Origin of the sequence: Xanthobacter sediminis (assembly GCF_043195015.1) — a bacterium.
GTDB lineage: Bacteria > Pseudomonadota > Alphaproteobacteria > Rhizobiales > Xanthobacteraceae > Xanthobacter.
On sequence record NZ_JBAFWH010000005.1, the window covers coordinates 192010 to 208298 of the forward strand.

The 16289-nt window shown below is 64.4% G+C and carries 14 protein-coding genes, 1 tRNA gene and 5 pseudogenes; 11 read left to right on the forward strand and 9 right to left on the reverse strand.

The genetic code is table 11. From position 1 onward, the window contains the following. Positions 1-15 precede the first annotated feature (15 nt). On the reverse strand, positions 16-1386 hold the full coding sequence (locus V5F61_RS08880) for a malonyl-CoA decarboxylase (protein WP_393989189.1): 1371 nt from the start codon (positions 1384-1386) through the stop codon (positions 16-18). 183 nt (positions 1387-1569) lie between these two features. On the opposite strand from V5F61_RS08880, the gene V5F61_RS08885 reads away from it, so the two are divergent. From V5F61_RS08885 to V5F61_RS08895, 3 genes are all read left to right on the forward strand, one after another. Then, positions 1570-3201: a GMC family oxidoreductase gene (locus V5F61_RS08885; RefSeq protein ID WP_393989190.1), complete on the forward strand. Its 1632-nt coding sequence runs from the start codon at positions 1570-1572 to the stop codon at positions 3199-3201. A 260-nt stretch (positions 3202-3461) separates the two neighbouring features. Beyond that, a tRNA-Arg gene (locus tag V5F61_RS08890) sits at positions 3462-3538 on the forward strand. Positions 3539-3631: 93 nt separating this feature from the next. After that, positions 3632-3796 carry a hypothetical protein gene (locus V5F61_RS08895; RefSeq protein ID WP_393987901.1) on the forward strand — a complete coding sequence of 55 codons (165 nt, stop codon included), beginning with the start codon at positions 3632-3634 and terminating at the stop codon, positions 3794-3796. Positions 3797-4045: 249 nt separating this feature from the next. Here V5F61_RS08895 and V5F61_RS08900 read toward each other — a convergent pair. Continuing rightward, positions 4046-4537 (reverse strand): annotated as a pseudogene (locus V5F61_RS08900) (recombinase family protein); the annotation flags it as partial. Between V5F61_RS08900 and V5F61_RS08905 the strand changes: the two are divergent. Continuing rightward, positions 4424-4702, forward strand: a complete 279-nt coding sequence (locus V5F61_RS08905; RefSeq protein ID WP_393987902.1) for a hypothetical protein — start codon at positions 4424-4426, stop codon at positions 4700-4702. The pseudogene V5F61_RS08900 and the gene V5F61_RS08905 sit on opposite strands and share 114 nt — an antisense overlap. Before the next feature lie 27 nt (positions 4703-4729). Here the strand turns inward: V5F61_RS08905 and V5F61_RS08910 are convergent. From V5F61_RS08910 to V5F61_RS08925, 4 genes and pseudogenes are all read right to left on the reverse strand, one after another. Further along, a pseudogene (locus tag V5F61_RS08910) lies at positions 4730-5143 on the reverse strand (recombinase family protein); the annotation flags it as partial. Positions 5144-5615: 472 nt separating this feature from the next. Further along, a complete protein-coding gene (locus V5F61_RS08915) occupies positions 5616-5969 on the reverse strand; it encodes a type II toxin-antitoxin system PemK/MazF family toxin (protein WP_393987903.1) in 354 nt (117 codons plus the stop codon). Then, positions 5966-6208, reverse strand: coding sequence for an antitoxin MazE family protein (locus V5F61_RS08920; protein WP_149574306.1), 243 nt, complete (start codon positions 6206-6208; stop codon positions 5966-5968). Before V5F61_RS08920 ends, V5F61_RS08915 begins: the two co-directional genes overlap by 4 nt. A gap of 309 nt (positions 6209-6517) precedes the next feature. After that, complete coding sequence (locus V5F61_RS08925; protein ID WP_394104028.1) at positions 6518-8287, reverse strand: DUF3363 domain-containing protein; 1770 nt, start codon at positions 8285-8287, stop codon at positions 6518-6520. Between the two features lie 695 nt (positions 8288-8982). Here V5F61_RS08925 and tnpA point away from each other — a divergent pair. The 4 genes and pseudogenes from tnpA to V5F61_RS08945 all read left to right on the forward strand — a co-directional run. Further along, positions 8983-9495 carry an IS66 family insertion sequence element accessory protein TnpA gene (tnpA, locus tag V5F61_RS08930; RefSeq protein ID WP_393987905.1) on the forward strand — a complete coding sequence of 171 codons (513 nt, stop codon included), beginning with the start codon at positions 8983-8985 and terminating at the stop codon, positions 9493-9495. 110 nt (positions 9496-9605) lie between these two features. Next, positions 9606-9812, forward strand: coding sequence for a hypothetical protein (locus V5F61_RS08935; RefSeq protein ID WP_234051977.1), 207 nt, complete (start codon positions 9606-9608; stop codon positions 9810-9812). An 84-nt stretch (positions 9813-9896) separates the two neighbouring features. Further along, positions 9897-10466 (forward strand): annotated as a pseudogene (locus tag V5F61_RS08940) (transposase domain-containing protein); the annotation flags it as partial. Beyond that, positions 10385-10897, forward strand: a pseudogene (locus tag V5F61_RS08945) (IS3 family transposase); the annotation flags it as partial. The pseudogenes V5F61_RS08940 and V5F61_RS08945, both read left to right, overlap by 82 nt. 1107 nt (positions 10898-12004) lie before the next feature. On the opposite strand, the gene V5F61_RS08950 reads toward V5F61_RS08945, so the two are convergent. Next, positions 12005-12217, reverse strand: coding sequence for a cold-shock protein (locus tag V5F61_RS08950; protein WP_234051979.1), 213 nt, complete (start codon positions 12215-12217; stop codon positions 12005-12007). A 392-nt stretch (positions 12218-12609) separates the two neighbouring features. Here V5F61_RS08950 and V5F61_RS08955 point away from each other — a divergent pair, with 392 nt between their 5' ends. Continuing rightward, on the forward strand, positions 12610-13473 hold the full coding sequence (locus V5F61_RS08955) for a transglutaminase family protein (RefSeq protein ID WP_234051980.1): 864 nt from the start codon (positions 12610-12612) through the stop codon (positions 13471-13473). Here the strand turns inward: V5F61_RS08955 and nhaA are convergent. After that, positions 13463-14797 (reverse strand): Na+/H+ antiporter NhaA, encoded by a 1335-nt coding sequence (nhaA, locus tag V5F61_RS08960; protein WP_370640730.1) that lies wholly within the window; start codon positions 14795-14797, stop codon positions 13463-13465. The genes V5F61_RS08955 and nhaA overlap by 11 nt on opposite strands. A gap of 118 nt (positions 14798-14915) precedes the next feature. Between nhaA and V5F61_RS08965 the strand changes: the two genes are divergently transcribed. Together V5F61_RS08965 and V5F61_RS08970 are read left to right on the forward strand one after the other, a co-directional pair. Beyond that, positions 14916-15128, forward strand: coding sequence for a hypothetical protein (locus V5F61_RS08965; RefSeq protein ID WP_234051982.1), 213 nt, complete (start codon positions 14916-14918; stop codon positions 15126-15128). A 394-nt stretch (positions 15129-15522) separates the two neighbouring features. Continuing rightward, positions 15523-15710: pseudogene (locus tag V5F61_RS08970) on the forward strand (transposase); the annotation flags it as partial. 219 nt (positions 15711-15929) lie between these two features. Here the strand turns inward: V5F61_RS08970 and V5F61_RS08975 are convergent. Then, a complete protein-coding gene (locus V5F61_RS08975; RefSeq protein ID WP_234051983.1) occupies positions 15930-16163 on the reverse strand; it encodes a hypothetical protein in 234 nt (77 codons plus the stop codon). Between the last annotated feature and the right edge of the window lie 126 nt (positions 16164-16289).

Below are 16289 nucleotides of genomic sequence, written 5' to 3' on the forward strand. Positions count from 1 at the left end.
GCAATGCCTGTCGTTTCAGCTCGCCGGCACCAGGGCGCGGGCGGTGTGCTCGGAACGGAGCATCTTCTTGACGGCCGCGCTCGCCACCACGTCGCCCTTGCCGAAGAAGGCCTCGTGGTTCTTCTCGATGTCGGTGAGCACATAGCGGTAGTTCACCATCAGGCCTGCGGCCTGGCCGATGCCCTTCGCGGAGAGGTCGCCCATGGGGTTGATGCGCTCCAGCCGCGCGCCGTTGCCCAGGTGGAAGCGGGCCACCGGGTCCACCGGCCGCCCCTTGGCGGTGCGCGCCACCAGGAAATAATAGGCCGCCGCCGCCTTCAGCACGGGGGCGAGGGCGTCCTTCGCCTCCTCCTTCTGCGGCCATTCGGCATCGTCGAGCAGTTTCAGCGTTTCTATGTCCGCCGCCGTGAGCACCGCCGAGGAGCCGCTCACGCGCTCGGCGTCCAGCCAGCGCCGGAAGGCGGGCACAGGGGAGAGGGTGACGAAGGTGGACAGGTTCGGCAGCTCGCGCGAGATTTCCTCCACCACCTGCTTGATGAGGAAGTTGCCGAACGACACGCCGGCAAGGCCCCGCTGGCAATTGGAGATGGAATAGAACACCGCCGTGGTGGCCTTGGCGGGGTCGAGATGCTCGCGCTGCTGGTCGAGGATGGGCGCGATGGCGCCGGGAATGTCCTTCTCCAGCGCCACTTCCACGAAGATGAGGGGCTCGTCCACCAGCGCCGGATGGAAGAAGGCGTAGCAGTGCCGGTCCGGGCTGTCGACGCGGGCGCGCAGGTCATTCCAGTCGCGGATCTCGTGCACCGCCTCGTAGCGGATGATCTTTTCCAGCACGTTGGCGGGCGTGGACCAGTCGATGCGGCGCAGCACCAGGAACCCCCGATTGAACCAGGTCGAGAACAGGTGGCCGAAGTCTCGGTCCACGGCGGAGAGGTCGTTGCGGTGCACCAGCGCGTCCATCACGTGCTCGCGCATGCGCACCAGCGACAAGGTTGCCCCCGGCGCCATGTTGAAGCGGCGGAACAGCTCCAGCCGGCGCGGCTCGCTGGCAGCGTGCAGCTCGGCGGCGGCGGCATCCGATCCGGTGCGGCCATAGGCTTCGATCGCCGTGTCGAGCCGGGCGCGGTCCACCCCGAAGGTTTGCGCAAGGGCCTCGAAGAAGGCGATGCGCTCGCCCGTCTTCATGCGGCCGTAGCGGTCGAGAATATCGGTGGCGAGCGCGACGCCCGAGGCTTCGCCCTTGCCCGAGAGCAGGTCCTCGCATCGCTCCACCAGGGTTGCCGCCTTGGTGGCGCCGCTCACCCGGCTGGAGCGTTCCAGCAGGGCGCGGCCGCGCTCCGCGATGCTGCCGAGGAGGTCGCCGAAGAAGGAGGTGTTGGAACTCATGGCCTCTGATCCCCCGTGCCGGTCCGAACGCATGGCCTGCATGGGACAGGCGCCGCGCGCCGAAGGCAAGGGGGGAGGGCGCCTATTCCCCATCGCCGCCGCGGGCGGGGGAGGGCGGCTTGCCTTCCGGCCCCGATCACCGCACTCTCCCCGGCAATAAAAATGATGTTCGGGAGGAAGACCATGGCGCACGCGGCGGACGTGTCGCAGCCGTACGACTATGTGATCGTGGGGGCCGGCTCCGCCGGCTGCGTCCTTGCCAATCGCCTCTCCGCCGATCCCGCCGTGCGGGTCTGCGTCATCGAGGCGGGCGGGAAGGACGACTGGATCTGGTTCCACATTCCCGTCGGCTATCTCTTCGCTATCGGCAATCCGCGGGCAGACTGGTGCTTCAAGACCGAGCCCGAGCCGGGGCTCAACGGGCGCGCGCTTTCCTATCCGCGCGGCAAGGTCATCGGCGGGTCCTCCGCCATCAACGCCATGATCTACATGCGCGGCCAGGCGGGAGACTACGACCACTGGCGCCAGTTCGGCCTCGAAGGCTGGGGGTGGGAGGATGTTCTGCCCCTGTTCAAGCGGCATGAGGACCATTTCCTCGGTGCGGGCCGCTTCCACGGCGCGGGTGGGGAATGGCACGTGGAGTTTCCGCGCGTCACCTGGCCGCTGCTCGACGCGGTGCGCCGCGCCGCCGCCGAGGACGGCATTCCCCCTATCGATGACTTCAACACCGGCGACAATACCGGCTCCTGCTATTTCCACGTGAACCAGAAGCGCGGCCTGCGCTGGAGCGCGGCGCGCGGCTTCCTGAAGCCGGCGCTTTCGCGTCCCAATCTCGATCTGGTCACCGCCGGCCATGTGGAGCGGGTGTGCCTCGAAGGCGGCCGCGCCACCGGCGTGGTGGCGCGCATGAAGGATGGAACCCGCCGCACCCTCGCCGCCCGGCGCGAGGTGGTGCTGGCGGCGGGTGCGATCGGCTCGCCGCAGCTCCTGATGCTGTCCGGCATCGGGCCGGCGGACCATCTCGCCGAGTTCGGCATCGCCGTGGCCCACCACCTGCCCGGCGTGGGCGCCAACCTGCAGGATCACCTGCAGCTGCGCACGGTGTTCAAGGTCTCGGGCGCGGGCACGCTGAACGAGCGCTACCATTCTCTTCTCGGTCGCATCGGCATGGGGCTCGACTTTGCTTTGCGGCGGCGCGGGCCGCTCACCATGGCGCCCTCGCAGCTCGGCCTGTTCACCCGCTCGTTTCCCGAGAAGGAGCGGGCGGACCTCGAATTCCACGTGCAGCCGCTCTCGCTCGACAAGTTCGGCGAGCCGCTGCACCGCTTTCCCGCCTTCACCATGAGCGTATGCAATCTGCGCCCCACCTCGCGCGGCACGCTGCGGCTCAAGAGCCCGGACCCCGCCGCCGCGCCCGCCATCCGCCCGAACTACCTTTCGAGCGAGGAGGACCTGCGCGTGGCCGCGCAGTCCATCCGCGTGGCGCGCCGCATCGCCCGTCGGCCGGTGCTCGCCGCCTTCGCTCCGCAGGAGCTGGTGCCGGGCCCCTCCGCCGCCGATGGCGACGAGGCCGCCCTGCGCCACGCCGCGGGGGATGTGGGCACCACCATCTTCCACCCCGTGGGCACGGCGAAGATGGGCCTGGGCTCCGATCCCTCGGCGGTGGTGGACACCCGGCTGCGTGTGCGGGGCATCGCCGGCCTGCGGGTGGCGGATGCCTCGGTGATGCCCGCCATCACCTCCGGCAACACCAATTCGCCGACCATCATGATCGCGGAGAAGGCGTCCGCCATGATCCTGGAGGACGCGCGCTGAGGCGTTCCAACGCGCCTGTGCGAAACCCGACGCATGCAGTTGCCGGATGCCGGTTCATGGACTATGAAGGCATTCGTCGATGCCATGCGTCATTGCACCCGTAGCTCAGCTGGATAGAGCGCCGCCCTCCGAAGGCTGAAGTCAAGGGCTGCTGGTTTGTGAGAGACGTAGAAAAGGAGTTTGTTTACAAAGGTTTGCGGGAGTTACCGTTGAGGCTTCCACCCTACAGGTTTTCCGCGTAAGCACTGCGTAAGCAACAGGCACCCATAGCTCAGCTGGATAGAGCGCTACCCTCCGAAGGTAGAGGTCTCAGGTTCGAATCCTGATGGGTGCGCCATTTGCGTACAAAGCCGCGAACCCCCGGATGGGTGGCCCGATCGGCGAGTACGGCCCGTTCCAGCACTGTCTTTGAACCGTGGATGCGGATGACGTGGTCATCGACCTCCACCGCGTCGATCAGGGATCGCAGATAGGCCTTGCGGAACGGTACCGCACCTTCGGTGATGTTGGTGCGCATGAGCTGGCCGAACCGGGCAATCCGGTCCGGGTCCAGCCGCCCGGCTACACCCCGGTTCGCGATCCGCTCCAGGGCTGACCGCGCCCGGTCGCGGTCGGACTTGAGCGCTGCAATGCGCTCCTTCAGCATGTCGTCGAGGTCGGTGAGACCATCCTCCACCAGTTCGTAGAGCCGCCGGAGCTTGTCTTCCGTAGCTCCGGCTTCGCGGCGCAAATCCTCGATCCGGCCCTGGACCTCGGCATCGGCCTGCATGCGCCGGTCGGCAACGGAGTGGAGCAACGCCTCCAGTCGTTCGGGGAGAAGAATGCGCTCCGCCACATGCTTGGTCACGAGTTGGTCGAGCTTGTCCATGGGGACCGAGCGGCCCTTGCAGGCTGCCTCGCCCACGCGGGCAGAGGACGAGCAACTGTAATAGCGGTAGACCCTGCCGGTCTTCGACGTGCCGGTGCGCAGGGTCATGGCGCAGCCGCAGGACGCACAATAGGCAAGGCCGGTCAGAAGGATCGGTCCGGTGATGGCCCGCGGCGGGCTGTTCTGCGGGCTCTTGGCCTTCAGGGTCTTCTGCACCTTGTCGAAGATGGTGCGGTCGACCATGGCCGGAACGGCGATGGGGATGACCTCGGTCTGTGGCTTCACCTGCCCGGTCTTGGAGTTGCGCTTGTTGAAGCTCCACGCCCCCACATAGACGGTGTTGGTCAGGATCCCATGTACGGTGCCGACACCGAACCTCGCGCCGAGCCGGGTGCGATAGCCCTTGGCGTTGAGGTGCTTGGTGATCTCCTTGATGCCCATGGGGCCAGACGTGCCGTCGCCTTGCAGATAAAGATCGAACATGAGTCGAACGAGTTCGGCTTCGACGGGATCGACGACAATCCGCTTCTTGGTGCGGTGGCCACGCTTCTCCACCTCTTCGAGGGTGAAGCCGAGCGGCAGGCGCGCCCCGTTGTAGAAGCCCTGCCGGGCGTTCTCCTTCATCGCGCGTAGGACGTGCTTGGCATTCTCGCGGGACTGGTATTCGTCGAACAGGGCGATGACCTGTCGCATCATCACCTGGGCCGGATCGTCCCCGAGTTCCTGGGTGATGGAAACGAGCCGCACGCCGTGCTTGGCGAGGCGGCGGATGTACATCTCCAGCCCGAAGGCATCACGGAAGAAGCGGCTGAAGCTGTGGACGACGACGACATCGAATGGATGATCGTCGTCGCACGCCCGCTCGATCATCCGCTGGAACTCGTGCCGATTGTCGTCCATGGCGGAGGCGCCCGGCTCGACATATTCGGCGAGGACCGGCCACCCCTGCCGCTCGCAATAGGCTGCGGTCTGAAGGCGCTGGTCTGGAATGGAAAGGTCGACCTCCGCCTGCCGGGTGGTGGAAACCCTGAGATAGAGCACGGCGCGGCTCGCAACAGGCAGGGTCACGTTCATGGCCGGACTTCCCCTCGCTTCGGTGCCGTCACTTCAGAAGCGCGTCGATCGCCTGCCGCAAGAATGCTTCGATCACGTCGACCTCGTCGGTGGTGATCGGGACGGTCGATGGCCAGTCGTCGGTGACGTGCCAGACGCCCGAATCATGCGCATGCGAGTCTTGCGGCGCAAGGCGTTTCAGAGATTTTCCGCACCTTCCGATGCCGGAATTCGATCCTTTCGAGCGTGACACATCGGTAGAACCAGAAGACGGGATCAGCCCTTCGCAGGACGCGATGGTTTGTGTCTTCCTTCGACGAAGAGGGCGTGACCGGAGCATGTCCGCAGGATCACGCCATCGGGCAAGTTCAAGAATAGCCTAATTTTACGCCCGGCTACGATCTCGTAGACCAGCGCGAAAATACTTATCCGATACGGAAATAGAGAAGCGTAGCGGAGAAGCTATAGCGGGCGAGGACTGCTCACGTCGGTTCTATGACCGCCGCTTCGCTCCGGAAGATGCAGCCAATCCGAGGAAGACCACGATGGCCCGGTTGAGGCGCAGGACATCCTCATCGTCCAGGCGCCCAACGCGCGCCCCGACCTTGGATTTCGGGACGGTGGTGATCTTGTCCACCATCAGGCGGCACGTGGTCCTGAGCCCGTTGCGCGCGTTGGGCGCCACGGGGAGGCGGAACAAAGGTGCCTCGGTCTCGTCGGTGGTGAAGGCGCAGATGGTGATCGAATCCGTGGCGTCGAAGGTATCATCCTGCACGATGACAACGGGACGTGGCTTGCCCGCATAGTCCTTGCCGCCGGCGACGGTCCAGATGTCGCCGCGCCTCATTCATCACCCCAATCCGATACCGCGTCGATGAAGGCCTGATCCTCACCGGCCTGGGGGCTCGTCGCAACGGCCAGCGACTGGCGATGCGCCTCCGACCGGAAGGACGGCGCGCGCACGTCGGGCACCCAGATCTGGATGGGTCGCAAGCCCTGGGACCGCAGACGGGCGCGATAATCCCGCACCTTCACGCGGGAGGACTTGGGCGTCGATGCCGTGGGCACGTGATGGGACCTCGCCATGGTTACATGTAACCTAGCAGGAAGACCCGCTTTCGGCCAGTGCTTCCGGAAAGCGGACCGCCCGCTCCCAATCAGAGTCTGCACTCCCCCGAACGCCGTTCGATCCCTCCTCCATCGCGCACGGAGCGCTCCGCACCTAACTCGCCTTATCTGCTTGCCGAGCCTTTGCCGGGCATGAGCCTGCCGGTCAAGGCTGGCGCGGCACGCGCCACCGCGAAGCGGCTTGGCCTTGAGGGGCTGGGTCAGGTCCGGCCCACTTGTTTCCAAGCGGACAAGACTTGCTCATGTGCTACCGGTTCGAGGAGCTTCTCACAGCCCGATCCCGCGTTTGCGTCCGAAGCCCCATTCGATGCCGCCGTCGTCGCGCACGGTACCGGTGACGTACTGCCCGATACGCTTCTCGATTGTGGGTTGCCACGGCACGAGCTGGAAGCCCATGCCGTCGTCGATCATGGCGAAGCGGCCGGAGGCGAGGTTGGCGGAGCCGGTGAGCTTGCCGCTGACATATTCGCCGGGCTTTGCCTCCGTGAAGGCCAATCCCCGTTCCGCGGCCATCTCGCGGCCAACGCGCGCGATCTCGGCGCGCTCCAGACGCTCCAACAGGTCTTTCGGCGCACGGATGCGGCCGTCGTCGAGACGGGTGGCGTGGCCCTGATCGACGAGGCTTTGCCGCCGCCTCTCCATCGCCTCGCTCACCTCTCGGCCGAAACCCGCCTCGGCCAGCGGCGTCCGCTCGCGTGACGCCAGCTCCCGGTCGAGCCAGGTCGCCCCGTCGCTGCTTACCTGGTGGTCAAGGTTGAGGGTCGAGAGCGTGCGGACGGAAAAGTCCTTTGCCTGGTCCCGCGCATCATAGGCCATGCCCCGCGCGGCGATGTCGGCGGGGATCTTCCAGTGGTCGGCATCGAGGCGCTCCACATGGCCGGCCCGGCGGAGCGCTTCGAGCCGGCGCACGTGGGAGCGGACATAGGCTTCCGGATCGCCCTTGATCCGCTCGATCTCCGGGCGGGCGGCCTCCAGATGCGCGCTCGGCCGGTAGATGCCGCCCAAGCGTTCCGCGAGGTCGCGGATGTTGAGGTCCGCCGCCCGCGGCTCGGCTTTGAGCGGAATGGGATCGAGCGCAACGATGTGCCCCCGTCCGATCGCATCCAGCCGGGCAGCATCGGCCGTTTCCACGTAGTGGGTGCGTCCATCCACGGCGTCGATGACGAGGTGCATTCGGTCGCCCATCTCATCGCCGGCGGCAAGGCCCTTGGCCAACACCCGCCCGACGATGGGCTCGGTGACGGTCTGGCCATGGATGACATAGCGATCCGTCCCCCGCTCCTCGGCGAGGCCGTGATCGGCCAGCGCGCGCTGCAGGGTCGCGACGATCTCGTTGCGCGTGCCGAGGTCGCGCAGCGTGCGCTCCGCATCCGCCTTCAGCCGCCAGCGGGCGGGCTCGACTTCCTCGGCAAGGTCGTAGCGCTCCAGCCGCTTCGCCCGGTCCACCAGCAAGTGACGATTGGCCCGCACCGTATAGCTGTCGGAAGCATCGGGCCGCAGGTCGACGATGCCCCGCTCCTCCTGCTCGGCGAGGAGCATCCGGTCGAGCCGGGTCAGCCGCTCGGCCTCGACTTCCCGCCGAAGCTTCTGGGCCACGTCCAGCTCAGTCTGCGGCCCGAGTTCCAGCGTCACCAGTTCCTGCGCCCGGTGGCGGATGCCTTGGGCGATGTAGTCGCCGGCGATGTTCAGGATGCGGCCATCATCGAGCACGCCCCGCACGATGATGTGGGTGTGGGGATGGCCGGTGTTGTGGTGATCGACGGCGATCCAGTCGAGCCGGGTGTCGAGGTCCTGCTCCATCTGGCGCATGAGGTCACGGGTGAAGGTCTTGAGGTCGCCCAGCTCGACGGCATCCTCGGGTGCGATGATGAACCGGAACTGGTGGCGGTCGTCGCGTCCCCGTTCAACGAAGGCGCGGCCGTCCGCCTCGTCCTCCAACGCGGAATAGGCCCGCCCCTTCTCGCCCTCCCGCGTGACCCCGTCGCGCTCCAGATAGCGCAGGTGGGCGTCCATGGCGGTGCGGGCGGTGCCGCGCATGCCCGATGCCCCGCGCCGGGGGTTGAGCCTGACGATGCGGGCCTTCACCACCACGCGGCGGGACCGGAAACGTGGACCGCCTTTGTCCTGACCCCGCCCCTCCGCCGGGAAGCCGGCCACCACCCTGGCGCCGCGCCCGCGCGCATTGAACCGCCCGCTTCCCTTCCCGGCCGGGCCATCGCCATGAGACGACGTTCCGCCGGCCTTGCGCGCGACGGCCTGGACTTGGTTCAGGAAGGACTGTGCCCGCGGGTGGGCGCGCGTGCCCTTGGCGCGCGGCCGCCCCGCGCGGATACGAAAATCACTGTCGTCCCGGTCTGCCATTCCGGCAGGATTGGCAGTGAATTCGAGGCATTCAAGCCTTTGACTCGACTAGTCGTCGTATAGCGTAGAAAAACTTGCCGTAGCGTATGAAATACGGCGCGCACCTTTCAGGATAAAATCGTCAACCTACTCAGATTGGACCATATTCTGAGACAGAGCAGCAGCAGCGCGCCCTGCACGACGACCGAATCCCGCGTTTTCTGAAGCAGAAAACAATGTGCAGACAATACTTTGCGAGCAACGCGAGCGCGGATTGAAAATCCGCTTTATCTTGCCTTCCTGCCTTCCTGTAAACGTTTGGTCCCGGAACCGTATTGGAGTAGTGCAAAATTGGGGCATGTCGCGTTCCTTCGCGGGATGGAGGATCTCCAATGAATTTAAGACATTTCGAGAACACGGCGCGGCAGTCCTATTGGGTCGTTCACATCGGAGCGTGGCGGCAGAGCGGGCTGAACCGGACGAACTATTGCCGCCAGCATGGACTTTGGAAGGGCCCGTTCGATCGCTGGCTGAAGTATCTGGTCGGCAAGGAAACGGCCCGTAAGCATGCAGAATATCAGGCGGAACTGCGTCGTGAGCGGCGCCGCGAAGCCGAGGAAAAGCGCCAGAAGAAACGCGCCCGGCTGCGCTTCAGCGTGAGCACGGATGAACGCAACCGTGCAGTCCAAGCATTCTGGGCGATGCACATCGAAGCGATGAACTGGAGCGGGATGGGCATGCGCGAGTACGCCGCTGCGCTCAATCTGTCGCCGACGAGCCTGCGCAAATGGCGCGACCGGCTGGGCGAGGGCGAGGTGGAAATCGACTGGCACGCGCATCTTCACCCCTCCGCCCGTCCGGTCGTTGGCACTAGTGCCAGCAAAAGCCGGCGGACAGCCTCTTGACGGCTCCGTCGTAGGGCGAACCGGAGGCGCCGCGGCAGCCGATCCAGCGTGTCTTCAGCGACGAGGAAAAGCGCGCCATCGCACTAGAGAGCGACTAGGCGGGCGTCAGCGTGTCGAGCGTGGCGCGCAAGCACGGCATCGTCACGGGACTGCTGTTCCGCTGGCGGGTGCAGTTCGGCGTCGCGCAGAAGAAGCGCGCGAAGCTGGCGCCCGTCGCGCTGGACGAAGGAACGCCGGCGGCACGTGTGGCCATGCTGATCGAAGGCATCGACTGGCGTGCGCCGGAACGTGTCTGGAAACCGGCGCTGGCGGGATGAAAAGACACGCAAATGCCGACAGATGAAGGCTTCTAAGCTTGGGCGCGACGCGGTTTTGCAGTAGAATAGCGCATGCGGCTCGATATGGATAACCTGCCCTCCGATGTCGACCTCCTGCACCAGCTGGTGCGCGAGATTGTGGGTGTCGTCGAGAGCCGCGACGGCGAGATCGAGCGCCTTCAGTCGATCATCAAGGAGCTGCAGCGGGGGCAGTTCGGCCGCCGTTCCAAACGCCTCGCTCCCGATCAGGTGGCGCTCGCGCTGGAAGATCTCGACAGCGACATCGCCCGCATCAGGGAGTGCCGGCCAGGCGTCGATGAGCCGCCGGCCGAGCGGCCGCCCCATCGCAAGGCACGGCCCGATGACCTGCCGCGCAAAGACGTGCTCATCGACGTCGAGCACGAGGTCTGCGCGTGCTGCGGTGGCCCTCTCCATGCCATCGACGAGAGCCAGGCGGAGATGCTCGACTGGGTTCCGGCGCAGCTGCGGGTGATCCGTATCACGCGGCCCAAATACGCGTGCCGTGTCTGCGAAAGCGTCACGCAGGCGCCCGCGCCGGAGCGGTTGATTGCCGGCGGTCTGGCGACGCCGGCGCTGCTGGCGCAGGTGCTGATCTGCAAATATTGCGATCACACGCCGCTCTACCGGCAGTCGCAGATCTTCGCCCGGCATGGTGTCGATCTGGCACGCTCCACGCTGGCCGGATGGGTCGGCGGCGCATGAGGGCCGAGCGGGATACCTCGCTGGTCATGGATGCGCTGATGATGGCCGTCTGGCGGCGCGGCAAGGCCGATTCCCTGCGGCATCACTCGGACCAGGGATCGCAATACACAAGTGCGCAGTTTCAAGGGCTTCTGGCCGATAACGGCATCACCTGTTCGATGAGCCGGGCCGGCAACGTCTGGGATAATTCCGTGATGGAGAGCTTCTTCTCTTCCCTGAAAACCGAGCGGACCGCCCGCAAGGTCTACCGCACCCGAGACGAAGCGCGGGCTGATGTCTTCGATTACATTGAGCGCTTCTACAACCTGTGCAGACGTCATTCGAAACTGGGCTATCTCAGCCCCATGGAGTTCGAGGCCCGCTATGCTAACTTAACCCGCTGGCCACGGAACCGGCAGCAGCTAAACTTTCTACCCCGCAGCGCGGTCCATGACAGCCGATGCAGTAAGCTAATCTTGGATAGTATCGGCGAACGCCCGGGCAAAGCGGATAGCCAGAGCCCGAGCGTCCGCCTGGAGCTGGACGTTGCTTTTTGGTGCGTTAGCGCTGTTACGGACAGGGATATCGAGCGTGAGGGTGCCTCCGCCGACATCTTGCTCGCGCCAGATCACCCGGGCGAGCAGGTGCTCGGCGTCGAGCGACTGAAAAACGATGTTGAGGCCTTTATTCATGGCGATCTGGCTGCCTTTCCGCTGTCGGGCATGGCCTGCGGCGCACCTGGGCGCCGGCCGAAAATCCGCGCGCTAAAAAAGTCGGCTGCGAACAGGCGGCGGAACTGGAGCGACATTGGCCACTCCTGTGAAGGGGGCGTTCATCTGATCGGCGGCGACGGCCGAGGGAAAATCGCGGCTGCTGGTCGATCGTTGGCGATCCTTCAACAGGGCCGCCTCCAACTCGACAGGGTCGATATCGAGACGTGCACTTCGCCCCTGAGGGGTGGAAATCGCTGGGGTATGCAGCATCGACGCTACACGCCGGTACGCGACGAAGGAGACGCCAAGAAGCTGCTCTTCATCCGTCACCACACGATACGTCCCCGCCGGCAGGAGGGCATCGGCGTCGCCCAGGCGAAAGGGGTGATCGAATGTGACGGTGGTTTCACGTGTTCGGATGTTCATGACCGTACCTCAGTTTAGCTCTTCTTTTTTGGAGTTCCTGTGGACGCGGGAGTCCCTTTGACGAAGAGGGGTTGGGTCTCAGGCTGCTTTATCTTTTTCGGCTTCTTGGCTTCGCGATTGCCGCGTTGCTGGCCTTTGGCCATAGGTGCCTCCTGGAAGTCTATCGTTTGATACCGGGGGTGAAACGAAAAACGCCTCGCAACCTCAATGAGGTAGCAAGGCGTCGCACGCCCTGCAGGGCGAAGGGGGGCACATCGCGGTCAAAGCTGCCGGTACATCCGCGGTCAGCGACAGGCGCGCGATGTGCAGGGCCGCCATTCCCGGAAGGGTCCGGTCCGACGGCCATTCAAATCAGCTCAGGTCCTTAAGCATTTCGGCGGACATCTTGCCGCTCTTGCGGTCCGCAACGAGCTCAAAGCCCACCTTCTGGCCTTCGCGCAGATCGCTGAGACCCGCGCGCTCCACCGCGCTGATATGGACGAAGGCGTCGCCGCCACCTGCATCGGGGACGATAAATCCAAAGCCCTTCTGGGCGTTGAACCACTTCACGGTTCCCTCAGTCATGGGAAACCCTTTCGATCTAATATTTAGCTCCCAGCCTGCTGGCTGGGCGTCGAAATCGCATTTTTTGGCGAGAATTTTTGGTTGTGCGCAGCATTTTGTTCTGCGCGAAGCCAATTGATCAGGCTTTCTATCGACAATTCAAATATGGGCCAGAACGCTCGAAATAGCAACGACTTTTTATTTATATGAGTTTCAATCGGAAAATTGGTACGTTTTGTGCTGAGTATACAGTGTATACGGCTGGGGAGATGCGTGGTGCCGTCTCCTGTGGACACACGATCGAGCCCAAGATGGCCTCGCCGCGTGGCCTCAGGCGGCGCCATGTGCGCAAGCTTGCCTTTGCATCCCCGCCACGCCCTCATGACCCGACACCGCCCGATGGAGAGCGCCCATTGATCACACTTCAGATCTACCACCGCACCACCTATCGCTTCCATCAGCCGGTGACCTTCGGTCCTCACCGACTGATGCTTCGCCCCCGGGAAAGCCGCGACCTGCGGGTGATGTCCAACCACCTCACGTTGACGCCGGCAGCGACCGTGAACTGGGCCCAGGATGTGTTCGGCAACGCCGTCGCCACGGCGACCTTTGGGGTCGCCGGGGATCATCTGGTGATCGACAGCACGACGGAACTGCAGCTCGATGCCGCGCCCTGGCCGGTGTTCGCCATCGCCGGCACCGCCGTGTCCTTCCCGTTTCGCTATTCCGACGACGAGTGGACGGATCTTGGGGCATTGGGCGTGCCGCAGTTCCCCGACGCCTCCGGACGGCTGCGAAGCTGGGCGCAGGGCTTCGTTCGGGGAAACCCCACCGATACGCTGTCCCTGCTCCAGGACCTCAGTGCTGGCGTGTCGCAGCAGATCTCATATCAGAGCCGCGACGAGGAGGGGACGCAATCCCCGGAGCACACTCTGGACCGTGGCTGGGGCTCATGCCGGGATTTCGCGGTGCTGTTCGTGGAGGCCGTGCGTAGCCTTGGCTTCGGCGCGCGCCTCGTCTCGGGGTATCTCTACAATCCGGCGGGAACTTTCGCGGGTTCTCAGGGGTGGGGCTCGACCCATGCCTGGGCAGAGGTGTTCGTGCCCGGAGCAGGCTGGATCCCGTTTGATCCGACCAATCGCAGCATGGGCGGCTTCAACCTCATCCCGGTGGCGGTGGTGCGTGACATCCGCCAAGCCATTCCGGTTGAGGGCAGCTTCGTGGGAAACAGCAACGCCTTCCAGAACATGACAGTGGACGTCCACGTCACCTCATGACGGCAATGGAGTGCCGCGGTCCAGGGGATGTCAGAAGGATCAGCGCCAGCAGCCCGCCGGCAGCGGAGACCACCGACGCCGCCAGAATCCCGAGCTTTGCGGACGTGAGCAGCCCCCCGTCGAATGCCATCTCGGCAATGAACAGGGCCATGGTGAAGCCAATACCCGTGAGCATGGCTCCCGCCGCCAGCAAGCCCCAGGAGAGCCCGGCCGGTCGTTTGCCGAGGCCCAGCGCGACAGCAATAGCGCTGAACATCACGATGCCCGCCGGCTTTCCGACAACGAAGCCTGCGAAGACAGCAAATGCAAGCTCGCGGTGGAGTTCGGAGGGCACAATACTGACGCCAGCGTTCGCCAAGGCAAAAAGCGGCATGACCGCAAACGCAACCCAAGGATGGAGCAGCATCTCCAGTCGCTCGACGGGCGAGAGCGCCTCGCGGGCGGCGATGCCGGCCCGCCGCAGGTCCTGTCGCCCCTCGGTGTCGCCGGTCCAATGCTCGCCGGGCGGATAGGCCACCACCCGATCGAAGATGGCATGCAGGCGAATGTCGCTGACCCAACTCCGGGCGGGGGTCATCAGGCCGAGAATCACGCCAGCTAAGGTCGGGTGAATGCCACCCGCATCCAGTGCCAGCCAGATGGCCCCACCGATGGCGAAATAAATCGGGATGCTGCGAATTCCCAGCCGCGAGATGGCCGCCACCACGCCGAAACCCACGCCCGCCAGGACGAGGGGCGGCCAGGAGAGAGACCCGCCATAGCCGACAGTCACCACCACGATCGCGCCGACATCATCAAAGATCGCCAGCGATAGCAGGAACAGTCTCAAGCTCAATGGAATGCGGGGACCCAGGACCGCAAGAGCCCCGATGACGAAGGCGGTGTCCGTCGCCATGACGACGCCCCAGCCATGCCAGCCATCACTGCCGCTCTGCAACCCGAGAAACAGGCCGGCAGGCACCGCCATTCCGCCGAGTGCCGCCGCGAGTGAGAGCGCGACGGTCCGCGGATTGCGCAATTCTCCGAGGGCCATTTCACGCTTCAGTTCGAGGGCCACGACGAAGAAGAAGAGCGTCATCAGGCCATCGTTGATCCAATGCTGCAGGGAACGGGAAAGGCTGATGTCGCCGATCGTCAGGCCGATGGGCGTTTCCCAGATCGCCAGAAACGGCTTCGACCAAGGAGAGTTGGAGAGGGCAAGAGCCACGATCGTGGCCATCAGGAGCGCTGCGCTGGCCATGGCCTCGATGTGCAGGAAGCGCATGAACGGCTTGGTGAACCGGTCTGCTGGCTCCTGAGGAAGCCGCCCGAGGCCGTTCATGATCTTATTCATGATGTGCTTTTGCGGTTCACCCTCGGAACCTGCCAGAGGCATCCGGCACTCCAATATTTCTGCACGGGTCGAGCTCCGTCTTCACAGCCCTGCTGGTGGAGGCGTCCTTATGACTGTGAAGAAAGCGCGCGATGAGCGCTTTCAACTGCGCTGGGTCGTCGTCAGCGCTGGCGGCGATTTTCAAAAAGAGCGCACGTTGAACAGCCGTCGGCAGCTGGCTCCACGCCTTGACCACGGCTGCGCCCAAGCATTCGAGCGCGTGCCTCTCTGCATCCGTCAAGGTGCCATTCTGCCGCGACGCCTCATTTCGAGGCATCGGTGAGCCACCTTCGCCCTCCCAGCGTGCAATGGAAATTAATGCCTCGGCATGGGGAGGCAGAGTATCTTGGTAAGAGTTTTCCATAATTCTATCATATCACGGTTCAATGCCGTTCTAAATTCATATTGTTCGGTTTTCGCTTTTCTGCATACCATATGTGCTTAAAGCGATATTTGAATCCAAAAATGCGCGGCGGTTGGCGCTACCGCACGGATGGTTGCCACAGTGGCTCGTGGGAGGAGGCAGGGCGGCAACACTCTCCGGCGAGACCGGCGGGCCGAAAAGGAAGCCCTACCGCTTCCCGCAATTGGCTTCTCTCAGAGCCCAACCCGAAAAGAGTTGGGTGGTTTCAGCAGGTTGCGATTCTCTCAGGTTGGGAAGCTTGATCGAGACCACGATGGCCTGGAGCGAAACCGGCCAGAGCGATCACAGACGTCGTGGCCTGCGCTATTCGAGTGACCTGATGGATCGGGAATGAGCGCTGATTTCGCCCTCCTTGCCCAACCCCAGGCCGCTCGGCCGCCCGGGACAACGGATCTACGGGAGGTTGTGAACGCGACCCTCTATCGGGCATCGAGCGGCTGCGCCTGACGCACAGCGTGCTACGCGACCTTCGCTTCGTCGTTTCCTTCTTGATCCGGCTGAGATCCACGAGGAATGGCCTTTGGCCACTCGCCACGTTGCGGATATTCGACTTAACGCGCCAAACCCACCATTCGTCTTGATTACGTCGAATGTTGTGGTCACGCTCGGGCGATAGGCTCGTTTCTCGGATTGAATCCGAACTGCCCTTCTCCTGCTGAGTTATTTCGCGGCGTGTTTCAGGCACCAGTTCCAGTAGGCATCAACGCCTTGTTCGAGGGTGTGCGGAATCGGGTGGCCAGAAACATCAATGATCTGCGCATCGAGCTGTGCGGCGACGATCTGCCAGAAGCGGTCGACGAAGGCCTGAATGTCGGCTTCGACGATCATGCCACGGGCGCGCAAGACGCGTGCGCACACGGCGCGCGCGCGATCCTCGTTGGTGAGGGGGCTCATGCTCAAATCCTGGGCGTGAGAGTGACACGCTCCGAGCGCTGCATGACATCTGCGAAAGTCGTTACAGCGACCCACGCACGGCCCGTCAGGAGAGGGTTGGAGGCGCCGGCGATCTGGTCCAGAAGC